The sequence below is a fragment of the Neobacillus niacini genome, assembly GCF_030817695.1.
GTDB lineage: Bacteria > Bacillota > Bacilli > Bacillales > Cytobacillaceae > Neobacillus > Neobacillus niacini_F.
The window spans coordinates 1,593,317-1,614,518 of the sequence record NZ_JAUSZQ010000002.1; the positions used below are offsets into that span (position 1 = coordinate 1,593,317).

At 39.0% G+C, this 21,202-nt stretch carries 16 protein-coding genes and 1 other annotated feature; of the genes, 11 read left to right on the plus strand and 5 right to left on the minus strand.

From position 1 onward, the window contains the following. Nucleotides 1–6: 6 nt before the first annotated feature. Together QFZ28_RS08220 and murC are read left to right on the plus strand one after the other, a co-directional pair. Nucleotides 7–2,391: a DNA translocase FtsK gene (locus tag QFZ28_RS08220; protein ID WP_444875315.1), complete on the plus strand. Its 2,385-nt coding sequence runs from the start codon at nucleotides 7–9 to the stop codon at nucleotides 2,389–2,391. 222 nt (nucleotides 2,392–2,613) lie between these two features. After that, a complete protein-coding gene (gene murC / locus QFZ28_RS08225; protein WP_307194176.1) occupies nucleotides 2,614–3,915 on the plus strand; it encodes a UDP-N-acetylmuramate--L-alanine ligase in 1,302 nt (433 codons plus the stop codon). Between the two features lie 164 nt (nucleotides 3,916–4,079). On the opposite strand, the gene QFZ28_RS08230 is transcribed toward murC, so the two are convergent. Beyond that, on the minus strand, nucleotides 4,080–5,195 hold the full coding sequence (locus QFZ28_RS08230) for an aminopeptidase (RefSeq protein ID WP_307194177.1): 1,116 nt from the start codon (nucleotides 5,193–5,195) through the stop codon (nucleotides 4,080–4,082). A gap of 213 nt (nucleotides 5,196–5,408) precedes the next feature. On the opposite strand from QFZ28_RS08230, the gene QFZ28_RS08235 reads away from it, so the two are divergent. From QFZ28_RS08235 to ccpA, 5 genes are all read left to right on the plus strand, one after another. Beyond that, nucleotides 5,409–5,870, plus strand: coding sequence for a DUF948 domain-containing protein (locus tag QFZ28_RS08235; RefSeq protein WP_307194178.1), 462 nt, complete (start codon nucleotides 5,409–5,411; stop codon nucleotides 5,868–5,870). A 25-nt stretch (nucleotides 5,871–5,895) separates the two neighbouring features. Beyond that, nucleotides 5,896–6,264 (plus strand): YtxH domain-containing protein, encoded by a 369-nt coding sequence (locus tag QFZ28_RS08240; RefSeq protein ID WP_307194179.1) that lies wholly within the window; start codon nucleotides 5,896–5,898, stop codon nucleotides 6,262–6,264. 89 nt (nucleotides 6,265–6,353) lie between these two features. Beyond that, complete coding sequence (gene ytxJ / locus QFZ28_RS08245) at nucleotides 6,354–6,686, plus strand: bacillithiol system redox-active protein YtxJ (RefSeq protein ID WP_307194180.1); 333 nt, start codon at nucleotides 6,354–6,356, stop codon at nucleotides 6,684–6,686. 228 nt (nucleotides 6,687–6,914) lie between these two features. Continuing rightward, nucleotides 6,915–7,991 carry a bifunctional 3-deoxy-7-phosphoheptulonate synthase/chorismate mutase gene (locus tag QFZ28_RS08250; protein WP_307194181.1) on the plus strand — a complete coding sequence of 359 codons (1,077 nt, stop codon included), beginning with the start codon at nucleotides 6,915–6,917 and terminating at the stop codon, nucleotides 7,989–7,991. Nucleotides 7,992–8,205: 214 nt separating this feature from the next. Further along, nucleotides 8,206–9,204: a catabolite control protein A gene (gene ccpA / locus QFZ28_RS08255; protein ID WP_307194182.1), complete on the plus strand. Its 999-nt coding sequence runs from the start codon at nucleotides 8,206–8,208 to the stop codon at nucleotides 9,202–9,204. Nucleotides 9,205–9,316: 112 nt separating this feature from the next. On the opposite strand, the gene acsA is transcribed toward ccpA, so the two are convergent. After that, nucleotides 9,317–11,035 (minus strand): acetate--CoA ligase, encoded by a 1,719-nt coding sequence (acsA, locus tag QFZ28_RS08260; RefSeq protein ID WP_307194183.1) that lies wholly within the window; start codon nucleotides 11,033–11,035, stop codon nucleotides 9,317–9,319. Between the two features lie 200 nt (nucleotides 11,036–11,235). On the opposite strand from acsA, the gene QFZ28_RS08265 reads away from it, so the two are divergent. From QFZ28_RS08265 to QFZ28_RS08275, 3 genes are read left to right on the plus strand one after another with little or no spacing between them, the layout of a single operon-like run. Beyond that, nucleotides 11,236–11,868: a GNAT family N-acetyltransferase gene (locus tag QFZ28_RS08265; protein WP_307194184.1), complete on the plus strand. Its 633-nt coding sequence runs from the start codon at nucleotides 11,236–11,238 to the stop codon at nucleotides 11,866–11,868. Between the two features lie 27 nt (nucleotides 11,869–11,895). Further along, nucleotides 11,896–12,543: an acetoin utilization AcuB family protein gene (locus QFZ28_RS08270; RefSeq protein WP_307194185.1), complete on the plus strand. Its 648-nt coding sequence runs from the start codon at nucleotides 11,896–11,898 to the stop codon at nucleotides 12,541–12,543. Then, nucleotides 12,540–13,715 carry an acetoin utilization protein AcuC gene (locus QFZ28_RS08275; RefSeq protein ID WP_307194186.1) on the plus strand — a complete coding sequence of 392 codons (1,176 nt, stop codon included), beginning with the start codon at nucleotides 12,540–12,542 and terminating at the stop codon, nucleotides 13,713–13,715. The genes QFZ28_RS08270 and QFZ28_RS08275 overlap by 4 nt, the downstream gene beginning before the upstream one ends. A gap of 38 nt (nucleotides 13,716–13,753) precedes the next feature. Here QFZ28_RS08275 and QFZ28_RS08280 read toward each other — a convergent pair whose 3' ends face one another. Continuing rightward, a complete protein-coding gene (locus QFZ28_RS08280) occupies nucleotides 13,754–16,510 on the minus strand; it encodes a transglycosylase domain-containing protein (RefSeq protein ID WP_307194187.1) in 2,757 nt (918 codons plus the stop codon). Nucleotides 16,511–16,658: 148 nt separating this feature from the next. Beyond that, nucleotides 16,659–16,874 (plus strand) — a binding site (T-box leader). A 53-nt stretch (nucleotides 16,875–16,927) separates the two neighbouring features. Between QFZ28_RS08280 and tyrS the strand changes: the two genes are divergently transcribed. Continuing rightward, nucleotides 16,928–18,184, plus strand: coding sequence for a tyrosine--tRNA ligase (tyrS, locus tag QFZ28_RS08285; RefSeq protein WP_307194188.1), 1,257 nt, complete (start codon nucleotides 16,928–16,930; stop codon nucleotides 18,182–18,184). A gap of 62 nt (nucleotides 18,185–18,246) precedes the next feature. Here the strand turns inward: tyrS and QFZ28_RS08290 are convergent, their stop codons facing one another. Both QFZ28_RS08290 and QFZ28_RS08295 read right to left on the minus strand, forming a co-directional pair. Continuing rightward, nucleotides 18,247–19,548: a S8 family peptidase gene (locus tag QFZ28_RS08290; protein WP_307194189.1), complete on the minus strand. Its 1,302-nt coding sequence runs from the start codon at nucleotides 19,546–19,548 to the stop codon at nucleotides 18,247–18,249. 114 nt (nucleotides 19,549–19,662) lie between these two features. Then, complete coding sequence (locus tag QFZ28_RS08295) at nucleotides 19,663–21,024, minus strand: N-acetylmuramoyl-L-alanine amidase (protein ID WP_307194190.1); 1,362 nt, start codon at nucleotides 21,022–21,024, stop codon at nucleotides 19,663–19,665. Nucleotides 21,025–21,202 lie beyond the last annotated feature (178 nt).

Consider the following 21,202-nt stretch of genomic DNA (forward strand, 5'->3'; position numbering starts at 1 on the left):
ATAGTTTTGAGCTGGATCCAAAACTTTTTTCAAAAGTTTATAAAGGACAATCGGGATGAATATGCTGAATATAGCATACATAACAAGCAACTGGAAAGGTCGCTGCCACATAAAATAATGGAGGGCAGTTATCATCTTGATACCAAAATTTCCTATCAGTATCCTAAAGGTAAACGACAATTGTATGTACAGCCAGAGACACCGGTAGTAACATCTGAAAAAACGAATCGTAAAGAGCGGGCAGAGCTGCGTTTTGAACTAAAAAGTTCAGAAATAAGAAGTTCAGAAATAAGAAGTTCAGAAATAAGAAGTTCTGACATTAAAAGCTCAAATACAAAGTCTAGAGAGGTAATAAACAAAAGTAACCCTCCGATTCAGAAAAAGCCGTTCCAGCTGACAGAGGTCCCTTCACCTGTTTATGGTTTTAGCAGACCTGCTAAAACTTCAGAAAACATTGTTGAGCATGAGTTAAGCCATTTTCTAGATGTTGATACTGACAAACTACTGGTTTCACTCATGGCCACAGAGCAAAAGCCCATGCCCGAAGTGGAAATAGCTGCCTCTGAGAGTGCTGTTGCAATATCTGAAGCAATTGAGGTAAATGAGGAGCATCCCGTAAATGAGCCAAATGCAGCAGAACAAACGCAGGATTCTAGAGGGGTACAAACACGAAAACGGTCCCATCTTCCTTTCAATGTGATGATGCTAAAACAGGATAAGCTAAAATGGGAAGAAAGAAACAGCAGAAGAACTTTGCCTGAGGAAAAAGAAAAGGGTAAGGAAGAAACAACTGAAGTAAAGAAAAATACAGACACTCTCGAATCACAAGAGAAAATTCAACTAGACCTTCCAAAAGTTGAAGTGATTGTTAATAAAACGGAAAAGATTCAACCTGACCTCAAAGTTGAATACTTGCCTGCAAGCAATATCGTAAAAGCGGAAACCATGGTAAAATCAGATTCAAGTTCATATGAGTTTCCTAAGATGAACTTGTTAACACCGCCTATTATTGTTGAAGACGATACGGAATGGTTACTGTACCAAGAAGAACTATTAAACCAAACGCTACAAAATTTTAATGTAGGTGCGAGTGTTGTAAATGTAACACAAGGACCAGCTGTGACTCGTTTTGAAGTCCAGCCTGAGCCAGGGGTAAAGGTAAACAAAATCACCAATTTAAGTGATGATATTAAACTAAGTCTAGCTGCCAGAGACATACGGATTGAAGCACCTATTCCAGGTAAACATACGATAGGTATTGAGGTACCAAACCAAAAATCACGTCCTGTGTTCATCAATGAAATTATTCAGAGTCCGGTATTTCGTGAATCTGCTTCTCCGTTAACCGCAATACTGGGTCTTGATATTTCCGGAAAACCAATTGTTACAGACCTAAAGAAAATGCCTCATGGGTTAATAGCTGGTGCAACAGGTTCTGGTAAGAGTGTGTGTATAAATACGATCCTAGTAAGTTTATTATTTAAAGCTAGTCCAGAAGATTTAAAGCTATTATTGATTGACCCTAAGATGGTAGAGCTTGCTCCCTATAATCGAATACCACATTTAGTTAGTCCAGTCATAACCGATGTAAAGGCAGCGACCGCTTCACTGAAATGGGCTGTAGAGGAAATGGAGAGACGTTATGAGTTATTTGCGCATTCAGGCGTCCGCGACATAAATCGATTTAATGAGCTTGCCATGCAGCATAAACAATACTCTGATAAACTACCGTTTATTGTGATTATTATTGATGAGTTAGCAGATTTAATGATGATGTCTCCTGCAGATGTGGAAGAGGCGATTTGCAGGATTGCTCAAAAAGCAAGAGCATGTGGAATTCATTTGATCGTGGCTACACAAAGACCATCTGTGGATGTAATAACTGGATTAATAAAAGCCAACATTCCAACACGGATTGCCTTTTCCGTATCTTCTCAGGTGGATTCTCGCACCATTATTGATATAAGCGGTGCCGAAAAATTACTCGGCCGTGGAGATATGCTGTTCTTAGAGAATGGGTCATCAAAACCTGTACGTCTGCAAGGAACCTTTGTTTCAGATGAAGAAATTGATCTTGTCGTCGGTCACGTGAGGGATCAGCGTGAGCCTGATTACTTGTTTGAACAAGAGGAACTGTTAAAAAAGGCACAGGTAACGGAAGAAGAAGATGAGCTCTTTTACGAAGCATGTGAATTTATAATCGAACAAGGGCTGGCGTCAACCTCTAGCTTACAAAGGAGATTTAAAATCGGTTATAACCGTGCTGCAAGATTAATGGATATGCTTGAATCTAATGGTTTTATTACGAGTGCTAATGGAAGTAAGCCGCGCGAAGTCTTGATTACGCTCGCAGACTTGGAGTCCTTGCAAGATACTGGTACAATGAACTAATCTTAAGTATCCTTTGCTAAGATAACACAAAAAATATACTGTTAATGAAGTATCAAATAGTTTTTATTGATGAACAATGATATAATACTTAAATGTGAATCACTCAAATATTTTTATTCGTTAGCAAGTTAAAGCGTCAAGGCGTTTCGTTTCAACAATTAGCATTTTAAGATAGATGTCATATACTGTTTTACAGATAGACGTTGGTTGGAGGTTCTTTATATGACTATTTACCATTTTGTAGGTATAAAGGGGTCAGGAATGAGTGCACTAGCACAAGTTCTCCATGATATGAATTTCGATGTACAAGGCTCCGATGTCGAAAAGCGCTTTTTTACTCAACTGGCCCTTGAAAAATCAGGGATAAAGATTCTCCCCTTTCAAAAGGAAAATATCAAACCGGGGATGACTATTATTGCTGGAAATGCATTTCCTGATACTCATGAGGAAATTCAAGAGGCTATGAAGCTGGGGCTGCCGATAATTCGTTACCACCGATTCTTAGGCGATTTTATGCAAAATTTCACCAGTGTCGCTGTAACCGGTGCACACGGTAAAACGTCCACAACAGGTTTGCTTGCCCATGTTATCAAGGGTGCAAAGCCGACTTCGTTTTTAATTGGTGACGGTACAGGCAAGGGTGAAGAAGGCTCGAAATATTTTGTTTTTGAAGCATGTGAATACAGAAGACACTTTTTGTCCTATTTTCCTGATTATGCGATCATGACAAATATAGATTTTGATCATCCAGATTATTTCGCCAATATTGATGATGTTTTTTCAGCATTCCAAGAAATGGCCGTTCAAGTTAAGAAGGGCATATTCGCTTACGGTGATGATGAGCAGCTGCAAAAGATCCAAGCAAAGGTTCCCGTATTGTTTTATGGGTTTGGCGAGGAAAATGATTACCAAGCGAAAAATCTTGTTAAATCTACAAGTGGAACAACATTTGATGTGTTTATTCGTAATACTTTTTATGATACGTTTACAATCCCTACCTTCGGTGAGCATAGTGTTTTAAATGCCCTGGCTGTTATTGGGGTATGCCACTACGAAGAAATTGATGTATCGATTGTGAAAGAACAATTAATTACTTTCCAAGGTGTGAAAAGAAGATTTTCTGAAAAAAGCATAGGGTCACAAATTTTGATTGACGATTATGCCCATCACCCAACAGAAATTAAAGCAACTATCGACGCTGCTAATCAAAAATATCCAGATCGAGAAATTGTCGCAGTGTTCCAGCCTCATACGTTTTCGAGAACGCAGGCTTTTCTTGAGGATTTTGCCAAAAGCTTGAGACTTGCAGATAAAACGTACTTGTGTGAAATTTTTGGCTCTGCAAGAGAAAATCATGGAAAACTGACGATAAAAGATCTCCAGACAAAAATAGAAGGTGCAGAAATTATATCGGAAGAAACTACCTCTATGCTCGAGAAACATAAAGACAGCGTCATTATCTTTATGGGTGCAGGAGATATCCAAAAATTCCAAGAATCCTATGAAAACCAGTTAACCTTATAAAAAACAAAGGATGCCAGTCCAGCTGACATCCTTTGTTTTTTTATTGTCTAGCTTCAGCGCCTAGGGGCTCGGGGTCATAAGCCAATCCGACAAGAAGGTGAAAACCAACCTTCTTGTCAGCTCGTCTTATGCCTGTCGCCCCTGTTCAAGGCGCTTCCGCTTTTCTATTTTAAATTTTCAGGATTAAGTCCTTCCAGTTCAGGAATAACGAAAAGACCGTCTTTACGAATCAAAACATCGTCAAAGTAGATTTCGCCGCCGCCGTATTCTGGACGTTGAATGTTAACCATGTCCCAGTGAATATTAGAGTGATTTCCGTTAAAAGCCTCGTCATAACATTGACCAGGGGTAAAGTGGAAGCTGCCTGCGATTTTTTCATCAAATAAAATATCCTGCATTGGATTTAAGATATATGGGTTAACGCCGATAGCAAATTCTCCAACATAACGTGCCCCTTCATCAGTATCAAATATTTTATTGATACGTTCCGTATCATTTGCTGTCGCCTCAACGATTTTACCATCCTTAAAAGTCAGTTTTACATTTTCAAAAGTAAACCCTTGGTAAGGGGATGGGGTATTATAGGAAATCACTCCATTTACTGAATCACGTACAGGCGCACTATATACCTCTCCATCAGGAATATTCGCATGACCCGCACACTTTATCGCAGGGATATCTTTTATAGAGAAGGTAAGGTCTGTTCCGGGACCTGTCAGACGAACTTTATCTGTCCGGTTCATCAATTCCACAAGACTGTCCATGGCTTTATCCATTTTTCCATAATCCAAATTACAAACATCAAAATAGAAGTCCTCAAATGCCTCTGTGCTCATCTTTGCAAGCTGAGCCATGTTTGATGTTGGGTAGCGGAGAACAACCCACTTTGTTTTTGGTACGCGGATATCGCGATGAACCTTTTTACCAATCGTACTGCCATGAATTTTAATTTTATCGTCTGGCACATCTGCATGCTCGTTGATGTTATCACCAGAGCGTAGTCCTATGTATGCGTTCATTTTACTCATAACATTTGCTTCAAAATCAGCAATCATATTAAATTGTTCTTCCTCGGCACCAAGTAATAACGCACGGTCAACTTGTTGGTCCTTTAAAAGAACAAATGGATATCCTCCAGCTAAATAAGCTTCTTTAACTAGGGCTGTAACAAGTTCGCGCTGCAGACCAAAGTTTTCAATTAATACCTTTTCACCTTTTTGCAGTTCTACCGAGTAGTTAATAAGATTTTTTGCTAGTTTTTCAATACGTGGATCCTTCATGTTTAACCCTCCAAAAAATATATGTAGAATACATAGTCTATTGTAACCGATTTCTCCATGGATTGAGAAATATTCAACTTAAGAGCAAAACGTATTGTAATCCTTTGCAGGAAAATGAGACAATCATATTGAAGTAGTATTAGATACCTATTTACGTTTAACACTGCCTAAGATAGGTAATACATAAGGATATAAAAGCGGAGGTAAAAACGAATGGAAATTATTTTATACTTAAGCGTGGCTTTAATTGCGATTGCATTTTTGGTACTAGTCATTTACTTAGCAAAAACACTTAACTCTCTACAAACGACTCTTTCAAGTGTTTCTAATACGTTAACAGGGTTAGAAAAACAATTGGATGGAGTCACAAAAGAAACGACGGAACTTTTACAGAAAACCAATGCACTAGCGGATGATATCCAGGAAAAATCACAGAATTTAAATAGTGTAGTCTCGGCTGTGAAAAATGTAGGGACAACGGTAAATAAATTCAATGGTACCTTAAAAACGTTAACTGAATCCTTTGATATACAAGTTGAAGAAAATAAAGAAAAAATCTCCCAAATTGTGCAATGGGGTAACGTTTTCCTTGAACTAAAAGATAAATGGACTGCGAAGAAGCAAGAAAAAAAGGAAAATCCCGTTCAGGAGATTAAGAGAGTTAGGTCACGTTAATTTTTATATAAGGGAGGAATCCAGAATGAGCAGTAAGGAGTATGAATTACGAGAAACAAATCAAAACAAAAGCGAAGACTCATCCAGCAGTTTCTTGTTAGGGGCATTGATTGGCGGACTAGTAGGTGCCGCTGCAGCCATATTCTTAGCCCCTAAATCAGGCAGAGAGCTTCTAAGTACACTTAACAACCAAGCGGGTACAATAAAGGAAAAAACTACCCAACTCATGAATAAAACAAAGACACCAGTTGATGAAGAGGAAGTCAATTATATTTCAATCGGCGGTATGCCAAAAGCAACTAATGAAGAATCAGTTGATGAACAATCGATAAGAAAAAAATTAGAAGAAGCAAAAAAAGCTTTTGAAGAGGAAGAAAATAAAGTAACACAATAGAAGAATATTCAAATAATAATCCAATTATTTGTAACAAAAACGGTGAAGTGATAGAATGACTTCACCGTTTATTATTTGGAGGAAAAAATATGTTAAAAAAAATTGATACTGTAGAGCAATTTGAAGATTTATTAAAGCAAGAGGACAAATTCTTTTTATTAAAACATAGTTTAACTTGTCCGATTAGTCATGCGGCCTATCAGGAGTATGAAAAATACGCAGGCAGTGATGAAAGTATACCGGCCTATTTTTTAGCTGTTCAAGATGCACGTCCTTTATCTAATGAGGTTGCAGAGAAGTTTGAAATTAAACATGAATCCCCTCAAGCCCTGTTGATAAAAAATGGTGAGCCTGTTTGGAATGCTTCTCATTGGAAGATTACAAACAAATCTTTAACCACTGCAACAACTGAAAATTTATAGTACTATTTTTATCTCTCTAGCATAGAATATTTTATTATTAATGATTTGCTTTAGCGCTTAAAAGCGTTTAATCACTAAAGAAAAAATACGTGACAAAAAAGCTCATATCAGCTATAATAAAACCTAATTATTGAATAGTGAAAAAATTCATGTTTAAGGGAGCTAGCTGACAGTATTTAGTTATTCTGCAATCATTCTGTCAGGCTATTGAAAGGGCGGGGACAATAAATGAGCAAAAGTAATTTGGAACAGTTAAGGACACGTGTCGATGATTTAAACTTGGAATTATTGAAACTAATTAATGAAAGAGCTCAACTTGTCCAAGAGATTGGGAAGGCTAAAGAAAGTCAAGGAGTTTACAAATACGATCCTGTTCGTGAAAGAAAAATGCTTGATGTCATTAAAGAACATAATGATGGACCATTTGATAATGCGACAATTGACCATTTATTTAAGGAAATCTTTAAGGCTGGCTTAGATTTGCAAAAAGATGATCATCAAAAAGCACTTCTTGTTTCTAGAAAGAAGAAGCCAGAAAATACAATTGTCAACTTAAAAGGTGAAACTGTCGGAGACGGAAAACAACATTTTGTTTTTGGTCCATGTGCAGTCGAGTCTTATGAACAAGTGGCTACAGTGGCAAAAGCAATGAAAGAAAAAGGTCTAAAACTTCTTCGCGGCGGGGCCTATAAGCCAAGAACATCTCCATATGATTTCCAAGGACTTGGGGTTGAAGGGTTAAAAATATTAAAACGAGTGGCAGATGAGTATGATATGGCTGTCATTAGTGAGATTGTAAACCCAGCTGATATTGAGATGGCGATTGATTATATTGATGTAATCCAAATCGGTGCCCGTAATATGCAAAACTTTGAATTGTTAAAAGCAGCAGGAGCAGTAAATAAACCAGTTCTATTAAAGCGTGGTATTGCAGCTACGATTGAAGAATTTATTAATGCTGCCGAATATATTATGGCACAAGGAAATGGGCAGATTATTCTTTGTGAACGTGGAATTAGAACATACGAACGGGCAACCAGAAATACGCTTGATATTTCTGCAGTACCGATTCTTAAGCAAGAGACACATTTACCGGTCATGGTCGATGTAACTCACTCAACAGGCCGCAGAGATTTACTTCTTCCTGCTGCAAAAGCAGCACTTGCGATTGGCGCAGATGGGGTTATGGCTGAGGTTCACCCAGATCCAGCAGTAGCACTTTCAGATGCGCAGCAGCAAATGAATCTAGACCAGTTTAATACATTCTATAAAGAACTGCTTGCATCCAACCTCGTTAGAATATAAGATGAATAAAGGGATCTTCTGTCTGGCAGAGGGTCTCTTTTTGTTTGATAAAATGAAAATATGTGAAAATGAGAACAAATTTCATTGCGACTTGATGGTACTTATCGTATGATTAAATACATAAAAGATTGTATACTATATCACAATGACTAATTTATTAAAAAATGCTGTAAAATAAAGAAAATACGTATCGTGTTTAAGGAGAGTGTAAAACGTGAATATTACAATTTATGATGTTGCCCGTGAAGCGAATGTTTCGATGGCAACTGTTTCACGTGTCGTCAATGGAAATCCAAATGTAAAGCCTGTTACCCGCAAAAAAGTATTAGAAGTCATTGATAGACTTGGTTATCGTCCTAATGCAGTTGCAAGAGGATTGGCCAGCAAAAAAACAACAACCGTTGGGGTTGTCATTCCGGACATCTCGAATATCTTTTTCGCAGAACTCGCACGTGGTATCGAAGATATTGCAACTATGTACAAGTACAATATTATTTTAAGTAATTCCGATCAAAACAAAGAGAAAGAATTACACTTATTAAATACCATGCTAGGAAAACAAGTGGATGGAATTGTTTTTATGAGTGGAAATATTACCCAAGAGCATGTGGAAGAATTCGGGAAATCACCAGTACCAATTGTCTTGGCTGGATCTATTGAAGAATCTGAACAGATTCCTTCGGTTAACATAGATTATGAGCAGGCAGTTTATGACTCAGTGGAAGAATTTATCGAGAAAGGTCATAAGCATATTGCATTTGTAGTAGGTCCATTACAGGAGCCGAGAAATATCCACAAAAAACTAAAAGGATATCAGCGGGCACTGGCAGAGGCAAAATTAGATTTTGATGAGTCACTTATCGTCGAAGGTGATTACACCTATGACTCCGGATTAGAAGCGTTCGATAAATTATTAGAAGCTCCTAATAGGCCTACTGCAATACTGGTGGGCTCTGATGAAATGGCACTTGGTGTAGTCCATGGTGCCGAGGATAAAGGATATAAAATTCCTGAAGACTTCGAAGTAATCACATCAGATAATACAAGGCTTTCATTAATGGTTCGCCCGCAGCTGACCACAATCGTTCAGCCTTTGTACGATATCGGAGCTGTGGCTATGCGTCTACTCACCAAATTAATGAACAAAGAAGAGGTAGAGGAACAAACGGTTGTTCTTCCACACCGTATCGAGCACCGACAATCAACTAAATAAATAAGAAAAGCAGAAGCGCCTTGTCCAGGGGCTTATGACCCCGAGCCCCTAGGCGCTGGAGCTAGACAAAATAAAAAAAGGAAGCGCATATCGTTTATGCGCTTCCTTTTTTTTAATCTTCCATTGTAGATAAGTCACCTGTTGGGAGGTTAAGTTCCCATGCTTTTAGAACACGTCTCATAATCTTACCGCTTCTTGTCTTTGGAAGCTTATCGCGGAAATCGATTTCTCTAGGAGCTGCGTGCGCTGCAAGGCCCTTTTTCACAAAAAGTCTGATGTCTTCTTTAAGTTCATCAGAAGCTACATAGCCATCTCTTAGGGCGATAAAGGCTTTAATGATCTCGCCGCGTACAGGGTCAGGTTTCCCGATTACCCCAGCTTCTGCGATTGCAGGATGTTCGACAAGTTTGCTTTCCACCTCAAAAGGTCCAACACGTTCACCTGAAGTCATAATTACATCATCGACTCGTCCCTGGAACCAGAAGTATCCATCCTCATCCATATAGGCGGAATCTCCAGAGAAATACCATCCGCTTGGCATAAAATAGGAATCGTATTTTTCCGGGTTATTCCAAATGGTGTACATCATAGAAGGCCAGCCCTTCTTAATAGCAAGATTCCCCATGCGGTAAGGAGGAAGTTCATTGCCTTGGTCGTCAACAATCGCAGCAACGACACCAGGAATCGGTTTACCCATTGAACCTGGTTTAATCTCCATACAAGGGTAGTTACTAATAAGCTGTGCACCTGTTTCCGTCATCCACCAGTTATCATGAATTCTTTTGTTAAAGACTTTCACGCCCCATTTTACTACCTCAGGGTTTAAAGGTTCCCCAACACTCAAGACATGGCGAAGACTGCTTAAATTGTATTTCTTAACGATTTCATCTCCTGCCCCCATTAACATCCGGAAAGCAGTAGGAGCACTATACCAAACGGTTACACCAAAGTCTTCAATCATTTTATACCAGGTATCAGGGCTGAAACGTCCGCCAACAATTACGTTGGATGTTCCTGTTAACCATGGTCCAAAAATACCGTAAGAAGTCCCTGTAACCCATCCTGGGTCAGCGGTACACCAATATACATCTTCTTCTTTTAAATCTAATACCCATTTTGCTGTTTGATAATGTTGGATCATTGCATTATGTACATGCAGGACTCCCTTTGGTTTACCTGTAGAACCTGAAGTATAGTGAAGAATGAGCCCATCAGTCCGGTCTAACCATTCAATTCGCAGCTCGTTGCTAGCATTCTCGAATTTTTCCAAAAAGTTAATGTACTGCTCATTTTCTTCAACATTTTGACCGACAAGGAAAATGTGTTTTAATGCCGGCAACTCATCGACAGGTACACGGTCTAATAATTCAGGAGTGGTTACCAAGACTTTCGCTTCGCTATCTTGCAAACGATCGCGAACAGCTCCCTCCATAAAAGCTTCAAATAATGGACCAACAATCGCACCAAGCTTTATTGCACCTAATACAGTAAAATAGAGTTCAGGTGACCGTGGCATAAAAATGAATACGCGGTCTCCTTTTTCAACATCTCCGTATGTTTTTAATACATTACCAGCTTTATTTGAAAGCTCTTTCATTTCTTTAAACGTATACTTTTCATTTCGAGAGTTATCGCGGTAATAAAGTGCTACTTTATTTTTTCGAAAAGTTTCAGCATGGCGGTCAATAGCCTCATAAGCCATATTAACCAGTCCAGTTTCATACCAGGAGAATTCCTTTTCAGTCTCTTCCCAACTGAAGGTCTTATACTTTTCATCATAATTTGATAAGTTATGCTCTCCTTGCATAACCGGCAGCTTTTCCACTTTCATTCCATTTCCCCCTTATGCTAGTATGAGATAATTATAGTACAAATAGAAACTATTCTCAATTTTTAAAATAATTTATTTGATTTCGTAAAATTGTCACATCATTTTCTAATTAAACAGAAAGTTAAGTAAAGGGACTAAAAATTGATAGAAATTATGTATAATAGAGATGATACGCGAATGATCTTTCAGGTGGTGTAGGGATGGAACACAAAAAGACGTATAATGCGAAAGAATTAAAAACTCCCCATGGTAACTTAATTATAGAAGGTCCTATTTCCTCAGATAAACTTGCTGGATATGAATTTCACGAACATCTCACCGCTTTTCGCCCTCCCGAACAGCAGCATCAAGCACTCGTTGGGATTGCAAAACTCGAAGAAGGAAGAATTATTATCGCAAGGCATCACCATACTATTGTTGGCTATGTGACATATCTTTTTCCAGATCCTCTTGAAAGATGGTCTGAAGACAAAATGGATAATTTAATTGAATTAGGTGCGATTGAGGTAATTCCTAAATTTAGAGGATGTGCTGTTGGGAAAAATCTCCTCACCGTTTCGATGATGGATGATGCCATGGAGGATTACTTAATTATTACGACTGAGTATTATTGGCATTGGGATTTAAAGGGAACAGGGTTAAATGTTTGGGAGTATCGAAAAATCATGGAGAAAATGATGAATGCTGGCGGCCTCCAATGGTATGCAACAGATGATCCTGAGATTTGTTCACACCCTGCTAACTGTTTGATGGCGAGAATTGGAAAAAGGGTAGATGTAGAGACTATCCAGAGGTTTGATCGATTGCGGTTTATGAATCGATTTATGTATTGATCCAAATCAATTGAGGAGGCCATTGTGATGATAGTAGAAGAAATAATGAAAACGGAGATTGTTACGGTTACCCCGTCAGTTTCAATTGCTGACACAATGAGAATAATGGAGTCAAAAAAAATCCGGCATATCCCCATTATCGATTCCACTCAACAGCTTGTTGGTATTGTAACCTTAAACGATATACGTGACGCTGCTCCATCTATATTTCGTGCAAACGAACATTTGGAAGACCTAGAAAAACCCGTTGAATCAATCATGAAAAAAAATGTTATTACAGGCCACCCTCTTGATTTTGTGGAGGAAATAGCCGCATTGTTCTATGAACATAAAATTAGCTGTCTTCCGATTACAAATAATCAAAAACTCGTTGGGATCGTTACTGAAACGGATTTACTGAGAACGCTCGTTGAGTTAACGGGTGCCCATCAGCCTGGGTCTCAAATCGAAATCAGGGTACCTAATTTTGCAGGAAAGCTTAGCGATATTACTAGTATAATAAAAAATCGCAAAGCCAATATATTGAGTGTGCTCGTTTATCCTGACAAAAAGGATGATCAATTTAAAATTCTCGTCATAAGATTGCAAACCATGAATCCAACTATACTCATCGAGGATCTAAAGCAATCGGGCTATGACGTTCTATGGCCAAATCTGCCAGGTGTTTCCCTATGACCGATTCCTGTTCATTTGTATTTTCAGAAGAATTGTTAAACTATAAATTTAGCAATAACCATCCTTTTAACCAGTTTCGATTAAAACTTACTGTGGATTTATTACATAGATTAAATGCCTTAGACAATATGCAGGTTGTTCCGCCAAGAATGGCTACAGAGGAAGAACTAAGCCTAGTTCATGATCCAAGCTATATTGAAGCTGTAAAGAAGGCCGGATATGGAAAGCTTCCATTACAAGTGGCTGAAAACTATGGGTTAGGAACAGAGGATACACCAATTTTTCCTAACATGCATGAAGCTAGCGCTCTGCTTGTTGGAGGGGCATTAACGGCTGTCGATCAAGTAATGACAGGACAAGCAGTCCATGCCCTTCATTTAGGCGGGGGATTGCACCATGGTTTTCGTGGAAAAGCTTCTGGATTTTGCATTTATAATGATAGTTCAGTAGCTATTAAATATCTGCAAAAAAAATATAATGCTAGGGTTCTTTATGTAGATACGGACGCACATCATGGAGATGGAGTCCAGTGGTCCTTTTATGATGATCCCAATGTCTGCACGCTCTCCATACATGAAACGGGAAGATACCTATTTCCGGGTACCGGTAACGTGAACGAAAGAGGGCAAGGTAAGGGGTATGGTTATTCTTTTAATATTCCAGTAGATGCATTCACTGAGGATGAATCATGGCTCCATGTCTATACTCATTCAATAAAGGAAGTAGCAGAGTTTTTTAAACCAGATGTTATTTTGACTCAAAATGGAGCAGACTCTCATTATTATGATCCTTTAACTCATTTATCCGCTTCAATGAAAATCTATCGTGAAATCCCAAAGCTGGCTCATGAGATTGCCCATCAATATTGCGGGGGTAAATGGATTGCAGTTGGCGGCGGGGGTTATGATATATGGCGTGTGGTTCCTAGAGCTTGGGCACTTATTTGGATGGAAATGACTGAAAACTCAAACTGTTATGGAAGTTTACCACAGGACTGGATCGATTATTGGCAAGAAAAAGCACCAGTCAGCCTTCCAAAAAATTGGGACGATCCAGATGATATGTATAAGCCAATTCCGAGAAAAGCCGAAATAACGGAAAAAAACTTACTCACGCTCGAAAAGGCGCTGTATCCAATTAGAAATAATCAAAAAAGTGAATCTAAAAAATAAAGGGGCTTGGATTTTCCAAGCTCCTTTATTGTTATTTATTAAGGTGCAGGTACAGGTGCAGGTGTAATAGTAACACCAACATCCACTTTGTTTGATGGTCCAGATTCATTCCCTGCGATATCTACGGCGGTTACATAGTATGAACCGTTAGATGCTGAAAAGGAAAGACTAGAACCACTAATGATACTCGCGACCTTTGATCCGTTCTGATAAACTCGGTACCCAACAATATCATTATCTGCTGGTGGTGACCAAATGAGATTATTACCGGATACTGAAAGGGTTATCCCGTCAGGCCGTTTTCCGTTATCGACAATCTTATCATTCGGAACTAGGATTTTACCCCATCGTTCCATCTTAGGAATTAGCTGGCTTGTATTACTAAAATTACTTCCAACCATTTGTGTGATAAAGTCTGGATTGAGGATAACCCCTTGTTGGGCAAATTCTTTTGGTGTTGAATCTAAAGCTAGATACCTTTTATCACCAATTTGCACATAATTTCCTGCAATCAGGCTGTCATCTCGTTTTGTTGGAACATTTTCTGCGTTAAAATAATCACTTTCAACTAAACCAACCTTAGCGCAGGCATCCGAAGGCAGCAAGCCTGAAACCGCACAGAACGAACGCTTTACAATTCCTTCTGGTACAGGAAATGATTCAGAAGGATTAACTAACTCAGGTTTAATATCATAAGCCGCATTCATTAATTCAGCCCATAGATTATTTGTTCTCTGTGAGTAAGACATTCCGCCGGTTTTTAATGATTTTGGTGTATCATAGCCAGTCCAGATTCCGAAGGTTACATTTGGATTGGTAGCCACAAACCAAGCGTCATGATAATCATGCCCAGTTCCTGTTTTACCTGCCCAATCAGCCCTAAATTTCAGCCTACTGTTAATACCAGCAGCTGTACCGCTTTTGATTACATCCCGCATCATATCAAGTGTTAAAAACGCTGTTTGCGGTTTAAACACGTCAACAGGCTTCACTTCGTGCTGGTAAATGATTTTGCCGTTTTTATCAACGATTTTTTCAATCATATACGCGTCAATAAATTTACCTTGATTCGCAAAGGTTCCAAAGGCGTTGGTGTTTTCTTCAACTGTTACACCATTTTTCATTGATCCAATAGAGGTTGAAAGATTGGTATAATCCTCACTTCTTAAGGATGTAAAGCCCATTTTTTCAAGATATTTAGCAGGCTGCTGATCAATGATATCTTTATACAGTTTAACTGCCGGTACGTTATAAGATTTTTTTAGTGCATGTCTGGCTGATGTGATACCGCTATAACGCCTGTCATAGTTATTAGGCCATGGTTTCGAATTAGAAGGATCTAACCTTAAGGCTACATCCGGTAAAGGTGTGCCTGGTGAGACTTTCCCCAATTCTATTGCTGGTGCATAAACAAGCAGGGGCTTCATCGTAGAACCATTTTGCCGGACAGCACTCGTCGCGTGATTTAGCTCTTGTTTATTATGGTCTCGTCCACCGACAAAACTAATAATTCTTCCCGTTTTATTTTCGATCAGCATAGCGCCGACTTCAACCGGCTCCATGACAGTAATCGTTTCACCTGTTTCAGGGTCCTGTTTGGTTTCTTGCTTATCAGGTCCATAGTTGGGGTAGTTATTCTTTACAGTCTGAAATACATCATATATCTCTTTGTTAATCGTTGTGTGAATTTCATACCCATTTTGTCGTAAGTTTTGCTTGGCTAATGTTCGGTATTTATAATAGAGATTTTCATCTTCCCTTAAATCCTTTTCTTCATAACCTTCGTTTTTCGCCAATACATTGGTCAGAACTTCAACTGCACGATTTTCAACTTCAAATGATAAGTATGGATATTTTTCAAGCGGGTTGTCCCCTGCAGGAATAAAATCCTTTGTAATATCATAGGATGCGGCTTCAGCATACTGCGTTTCAGTGATGTGGCCGCCATCATACATTCTTTTTAAAACCGTTTTCATTCTAGTAAGACCCGGTTCTAAATTGTTTTTCACTGTACCTTCTCTTGTAAACGGAGTGTAGCCAAAGGGACTTTGCGGTAAACCTGCAATAAAGGCTGCTTGGGGAAGAGTCAATTCGCTCGCATTTTTCCCAAATATTCCTTTTGCTGCGGCTTGAACACCGCCGATATTTTTACCAGATGAATTTCTTCCAAATGTAGATACGTTTAGGTAAGCTTCTAGAATCTCCTTTTTGCTAAAAAACTTCTCTAGACGCAGTGCCAGCAAGATTTCATTTGCTTTTCTTTCGAAAGAAACCTCATTCGTTAAAATTTGGTTTTTGATTAATTGCTGTGTTAATGTACTTCCACCTGATTGCACTGCAGAGTTTGTTACTTCTTGAAAGAGTGCACGAAAAACAGCTTTTGGCACGACTCCTTTGTGTGTGTAAAAATACTCATCCTCAGTTGCAATTACTGCTTTTACCAGGTAATCTGATACTTGGTCAATTTTCACTTCTTCACGTTCGAGATCTGTACGCAGCTTTCCAAGATAAACATTGTCAGAAAAATATAAGTCCGATGTTTCAGTATAATTATAAATATCTTTTTTCATGCTGTCATAAGACCGGACAGGCTCGTCCTTTACAAGCGAGGCGAAATATCCCGCGCCCACACCACCTGCAAATGCTCCCCCAAGGATGACAACTGTCAATACCAGCAGCAAAAGGTTCCAAAAGACCTGGTACGTTATTCGTGCACTTTTTACAGTTTTTTTATGGGTAAACAAGTTGGTAATGGACTTGATTTTCTCGATCCACGCTTGAAATTTATCATTCATAGAATCACCTCTTTTAAAATCACATATATTATAGCATAATGATGATTACAAAATTGACAAACTTCTACATTTTTCTGATATTACCAATTCCTGTTTGACAGTGGAAATAATTTATAATGGTAAAAATTCTATAAGTTATAAATTTAATAATCAAGCTATGAAGGGAACCTACTGTAGGTCTTCTATCCCTGTTTTTTAGAGAGTCAGCGGCTGGTGAGAGCTGATACAAATAGAAGAGTGAATTACGTCCCAGAGCTTTCTCTGTGAACATAGAAGTAGCGGAGAACGGTCTAAACCGTTAATTTTTCGAGTTGGAGTGTTTTTTGCTCAAGCCGGGTGGTACCGCGCGTTATGCGTCCCTGCATTTTTTGCAGGGGCGCTTTTTGTGTTATTTTTGAGAATTTGGAGGAAAAGAAAATGGATTTATTACAAGATTTAGCATGGCGTGGGCTCATCTACCAGCAAACAGATGAAGAAAGTCTTAAGGATTTGATTGGTAAGGAGAGTATCTCTCTATACTGTGGTGCAGATCCAACAGCGGACAGCCTGCATATCGGTCACTTGGTACCGTTTTTAACTCTTAGAAGATTTCAACAGCATGGCCATCGCCCGATTGTTTTAGTGGGCGGTGCGACAGGGCTTATCGGAGATCCGAGTGGTAAAAGTGAAGAGCGTAACCTGCAAACCTTGGAGGCTGTACAGGAAAATGTTAAAGGGATCCAAAAACAGTTAGCTGCCATTTTTGACTTTGATGGTCAAAATGGTGCTGTTATGGTAAATAACTATGACTGGGCTGGATCTATGGATATTGTTACATTCCTACGTGATATTGGTAAGCACATTGGTGTTAATTACATGCTCGCTAAGGATACTATTGCTTCGCGACTTGAAACAGGGATTTCGTTTACAGAATTTACGTATACGATTCTGCAAGCTATGGACTTCAATCACCTTTACGAGAATTTCAATTGTAAATTACAAGTAGGGGGAAGTGACCAATGGGGTAATATCACTTCAGGCCTGGAATTAATTCGAAAAATGCAGCCAGAAGGTTCCAAGGTATTTGGATTAACCATCCCGCTTGTTACAAAAGCAGATGGAACGAAATTCGGAAAAACAGAAGGTGGAGCAGTTTGGCTTGACGCTAAGAAGACGACTCCTTATGAATTCTACCAATTCTGGATTAATTCTGCAGATGCAGATGTTGTTAAATACTTGAAGTACTTTACGTTCTTGTCTCATGAGGAAATCGAGGGACTAGAAAAGTCTGTTCAAGAAGAACCTCATTTACGTCTGGCACAAAAGGCATTGGCTGAGGAAATGACTCGTCTTATTCATGGTCAAGATTCTTTGCAGCAGGCGATAAAAATTACCGAAGCATTATTTAGCGGAGATGTTCGCAGCCTGACTGCTTCCGAAATTCAGCAAGGATTTAAAGATGTACCTTCCTTTAATGCAGGTGATACAGATGGAAATTTGGTAGACTTATTAGTCGCGGCGAAAATTTCTCCATCCAAGCGCCAGGCCAGAGAAGATATCACTAATGGTGCAATCACAGTGAATGGTGAACGAATTACTGATACATCGTATGTATTACAAGAAACGGATCGCATTGAAGGGCAGTTCACAATTATTAGAAGAGGTAAAAAGAAATACTCGTTAATTAAATATTAAACACTTTGAAAACCGGTCCTATGAAATTAATAGGCCGGTTTTCTTATCAGTCATTCAAGGGATTAATGTTGTCTTATATTCATATTTAATAACTTTTCAGCGTTTAAATAACCATTCCCTTGAGCAGTAGGGTCTTGTCCCATATCTTCACATGCATTAATTAGCTGTAGTTTGATGTCGTCAGGAGATTGGTTTGGATTCCTTTGCAGCATTTGTGCGACTATGCCTGCACAGATTGGGGTGGCCATTGAGGTTCCTGATAAGGAGAAATAGTTTGAATTGACACGTGCTGATGCATTTGTTTTATCAAGAAAAGATCCCGGTGAGCGTAAAGAAATAATATTGACCCCAGGTGTTACGAGATCAGGTTTCATCAGCCCATCAATAGTTGGACCACGGCTTGAAAAGTCGGCTACAATATCATCAGAACGGTCAACCGTATTAAGATCATTGACAGCACCTACGGTAATCACTTTTGGGCTTATCCCAGGGCTGGCAATCGTGGATGGACGAGGACCTGAGTTTCCGCCAGCTACACACACAACCATTCCATTATCCCACGCTTTTTCCACAGCTTTTACGACAGGGTCATCTGCAGCGGACTGCTGTGCATCACTGCCAAGCGATAATGAAAGAATATCTATATTTAATTGTGCTTGATTTTGGATGCACCAATCAATACCGGAAATGACAGTTGAAAGTGAACCAGAACCCATTTTATCGAGAACCTTTACTCCCACTAGATTAGCTTCAGGTGCAGGTCCTTTATATTTACCTCCGGATAAAGATCCGTTGCCTGCTGCATCTCCTGCACAGTGGGTACCATGGCCATTATCATCATATGGAGCTGTTCGATTATTAATAAAATCTTTAAACCCTTTGATCCGTCCTTGTAAATCTTCGTGTGGATGTATGCCTGTATCAATAACCGCTATCGTTACATCTTTTCCTGTTAAGCCGGTTTGCTGTAATTGGTCGGAGTGAATGGAAGTGGTAGCTATATCAAGGAGGGCTGTCAATTTTCGATCATAATAGATTTTCTTAATGTGACTACAGTTATTGAGTAAATGTTCTATTTTTTCTATAGATAATTTAGTAGAACAACAGGAAATGGAAGGATACTGATTCAACTTTTTGCTATTTGTATTTTTTACATCGTTTATACCATCATCAAAACAATCTGCCTCAAACTCAATAATTAATGGTAGCTTCTTTGCCTTCTTACTTACATACTCTAAGGGTCGGTGTAAAAAACACGGAATGTTGCTGAATGGGGAATAGATATGCAGTAATTCTTGACGTATGTTCTTATCAAGTTTATGCCCATTTCGCCGAACTAGCTGAATCACGGAAAAACCAAACATGAACATCAACCTCTCTTAAAAATTTTTCGTACAAGATATCCTACGCAAATTTTTAATAGAGGGAATGAGTAAAACGTTCAAAAAAGTCAAAAAGGGCAAAAAACTAGAAAAGGATTAGCCTTTTACCTCTTTTAGGACCTTCTCTAAATTTTCCTTTGCACTATTAATCATTCTTTCATACAGGCCTAAAATGGATTGACCATAAGTAGTGCCCGGTACAGCCCATTTTCCGTTTAAACCAACCCATGTTGGAGCAGAACCTCTTGCTACAAGACTAAAACGAGGATCAACGAGTGGATATCCATCAGGTAATGGTTTCGTAGAAGCATAGGCATATAAATGTTGCAAATGGGCAAGCACACCTTCCCTTGGTGTTTCAAAGCTTGCGCCCGGGTTATCTGGACCAGTTGCTCCTAATCCACAAAAGTTGTTCTGCTCAGGTTTCACAACCCCTGTGAATCGGAGATAGTCCGTTTCATGCATGGCTTGTGCAAAGGCAACGTCACCTCTGATTCCATAATATTCTCCGAACGTTAAATAATAAATCCCTAACTCTAGCGCATCTGGCTTGATATTTTTAACAAATAGATTCATCTGTTCCGGAGAGAGATAAGTTTTGCCTAGTATGGAATATCCAGATGGAGATTCTAAATCTTCGGCAGTGTTGGAGTCTTCAGCAAGAATAAATGCATCAGAAATCCCCGTCTTTTTGACTTCTTCCAAACGTTTTTCTGCATTATCCCTGCTTGAAAAAGCACCTGCCTGAACCCTGTACCAGGTGGCACCTGAGATGGATACGGCATCCACAAACGATTCAATCCCTTTGGATCGAAGAAATGTGACACGCTCGTCCGCATTTTCTCTTGATTGGAATGAGCCGGCAATGACTTTATACACGGTACCAGAATCGGGAGCATCCTGTTGTTGTTTACGCACAAGATTAAATGCTTTTGCCACTCCATTTGCATGACCTTGTGCCACTTGTTGACGCCATGTTGATTGTTTCATCAGTGCAGCATCTTGAGCGTTATCAATAAATCCATTTTCTGTTAAAAGGGCAGGCATCGCGGTTTCACGCAGAACATGGAAATTGGCCTTTTTTTGGCCGCGGTCTGGTAATTGATTTAAGTTTATAACCTCTGCATGGATGATATCTTGATATTTTGCGGTCGTAGAGGAATCGGATAAGCTTGTGTGAATATAATCTTCGTAGCCTCTCGCAGAACCATTGAAAGCATTGCAGTGAATCGACAAATAAAAATCGGCTCCCCAAGCGTTCGCCTCATTTGTCCGCTGGCTTAAGCTCTTGGTCGTATCGTCTGTACGACTCATCTTCACTTGAATATTTTCATATTGAGAGGTTAAGATGGACTGTATTCTAAGTGCAATATCTAATGCAATATTTTTTTCACTCAGTCCATGACCCACTGCACCTGGGTCAGAGCCTCCATGACCTGGATCTAAATAAAGCTTCATCAACTATCTTCCTTTCTTCTATTAAATTTATCATACTATACATATATATGGTGGAAATTCAAATTTGTATGGGACAAGTGTAATGTTTTCTGCCAGATTTGGGGGTATTGTAGTATATATTTTTGAGGAGAATACAAAATTGCTCCAAAGCAGAGTATAAATAAAAAAACCCTAGAAG

Excerpts from the sequence above, each read along its gene's own strand:
- murC (WP_307194176.1), top strand. The coding sequence starts at position 2,614 with ATGACTATTTACCATTTTGTAGGTATAAAGGGGTCAGGAATGAGTGCA.
- QFZ28_RS08230 (WP_307194177.1), bottom strand. The coding sequence starts at position 5,195 with ATGAAGGATCCACGTATTGAAAAACTAGCAAAAAATCTTATTAACTAC.
- QFZ28_RS08235 (WP_307194178.1), top strand. The coding sequence starts at position 5,409 with ATGGAAATTATTTTATACTTAAGCGTGGCTTTAATTGCGATTGCATTT.
- QFZ28_RS08240 (WP_307194179.1), top strand. The coding sequence starts at position 5,896 with ATGAGCAGTAAGGAGTATGAATTACGAGAAACAAATCAAAACAAAAGC.
- ytxJ (WP_307194180.1), top strand. The coding sequence starts at position 6,354 with ATGTTAAAAAAAATTGATACTGTAGAGCAATTTGAAGATTTATTAAAG.
- QFZ28_RS08250 (WP_307194181.1), top strand. The coding sequence starts at position 6,915 with ATGAGCAAAAGTAATTTGGAACAGTTAAGGACACGTGTCGATGATTTA.
- acsA (WP_307194183.1), bottom strand. The coding sequence starts at position 11,035 with ATGAAAGTGGAAAAGCTGCCGGTTATGCAAGGAGAGCATAACTTATCA.
- QFZ28_RS08265 (WP_307194184.1), top strand. The coding sequence starts at position 11,236 with ATGGAACACAAAAAGACGTATAATGCGAAAGAATTAAAAACTCCCCAT.
- QFZ28_RS08270 (WP_307194185.1), top strand. The coding sequence starts at position 11,896 with ATGATAGTAGAAGAAATAATGAAAACGGAGATTGTTACGGTTACCCCG.
- QFZ28_RS08275 (WP_307194186.1), top strand. The coding sequence starts at position 12,540 with ATGACCGATTCCTGTTCATTTGTATTTTCAGAAGAATTGTTAAACTAT.
- QFZ28_RS08280 (WP_307194187.1), bottom strand. The coding sequence starts at position 16,510 with ATGAATGATAAATTTCAAGCGTGGATCGAGAAAATCAAGTCCATTACC.
- tyrS (WP_307194188.1), top strand. The coding sequence starts at position 16,928 with ATGGATTTATTACAAGATTTAGCATGGCGTGGGCTCATCTACCAGCAA.
- QFZ28_RS08290 (WP_307194189.1), bottom strand. The coding sequence starts at position 19,548 with ATGTTTGGTTTTTCCGTGATTCAGCTAGTTCGGCGAAATGGGCATAAA.
- QFZ28_RS08295 (WP_307194190.1), bottom strand. The coding sequence starts at position 21,024 with ATGAAGCTTTATTTAGATCCAGGTCATGGAGGCTCTGACCCAGGTGCA.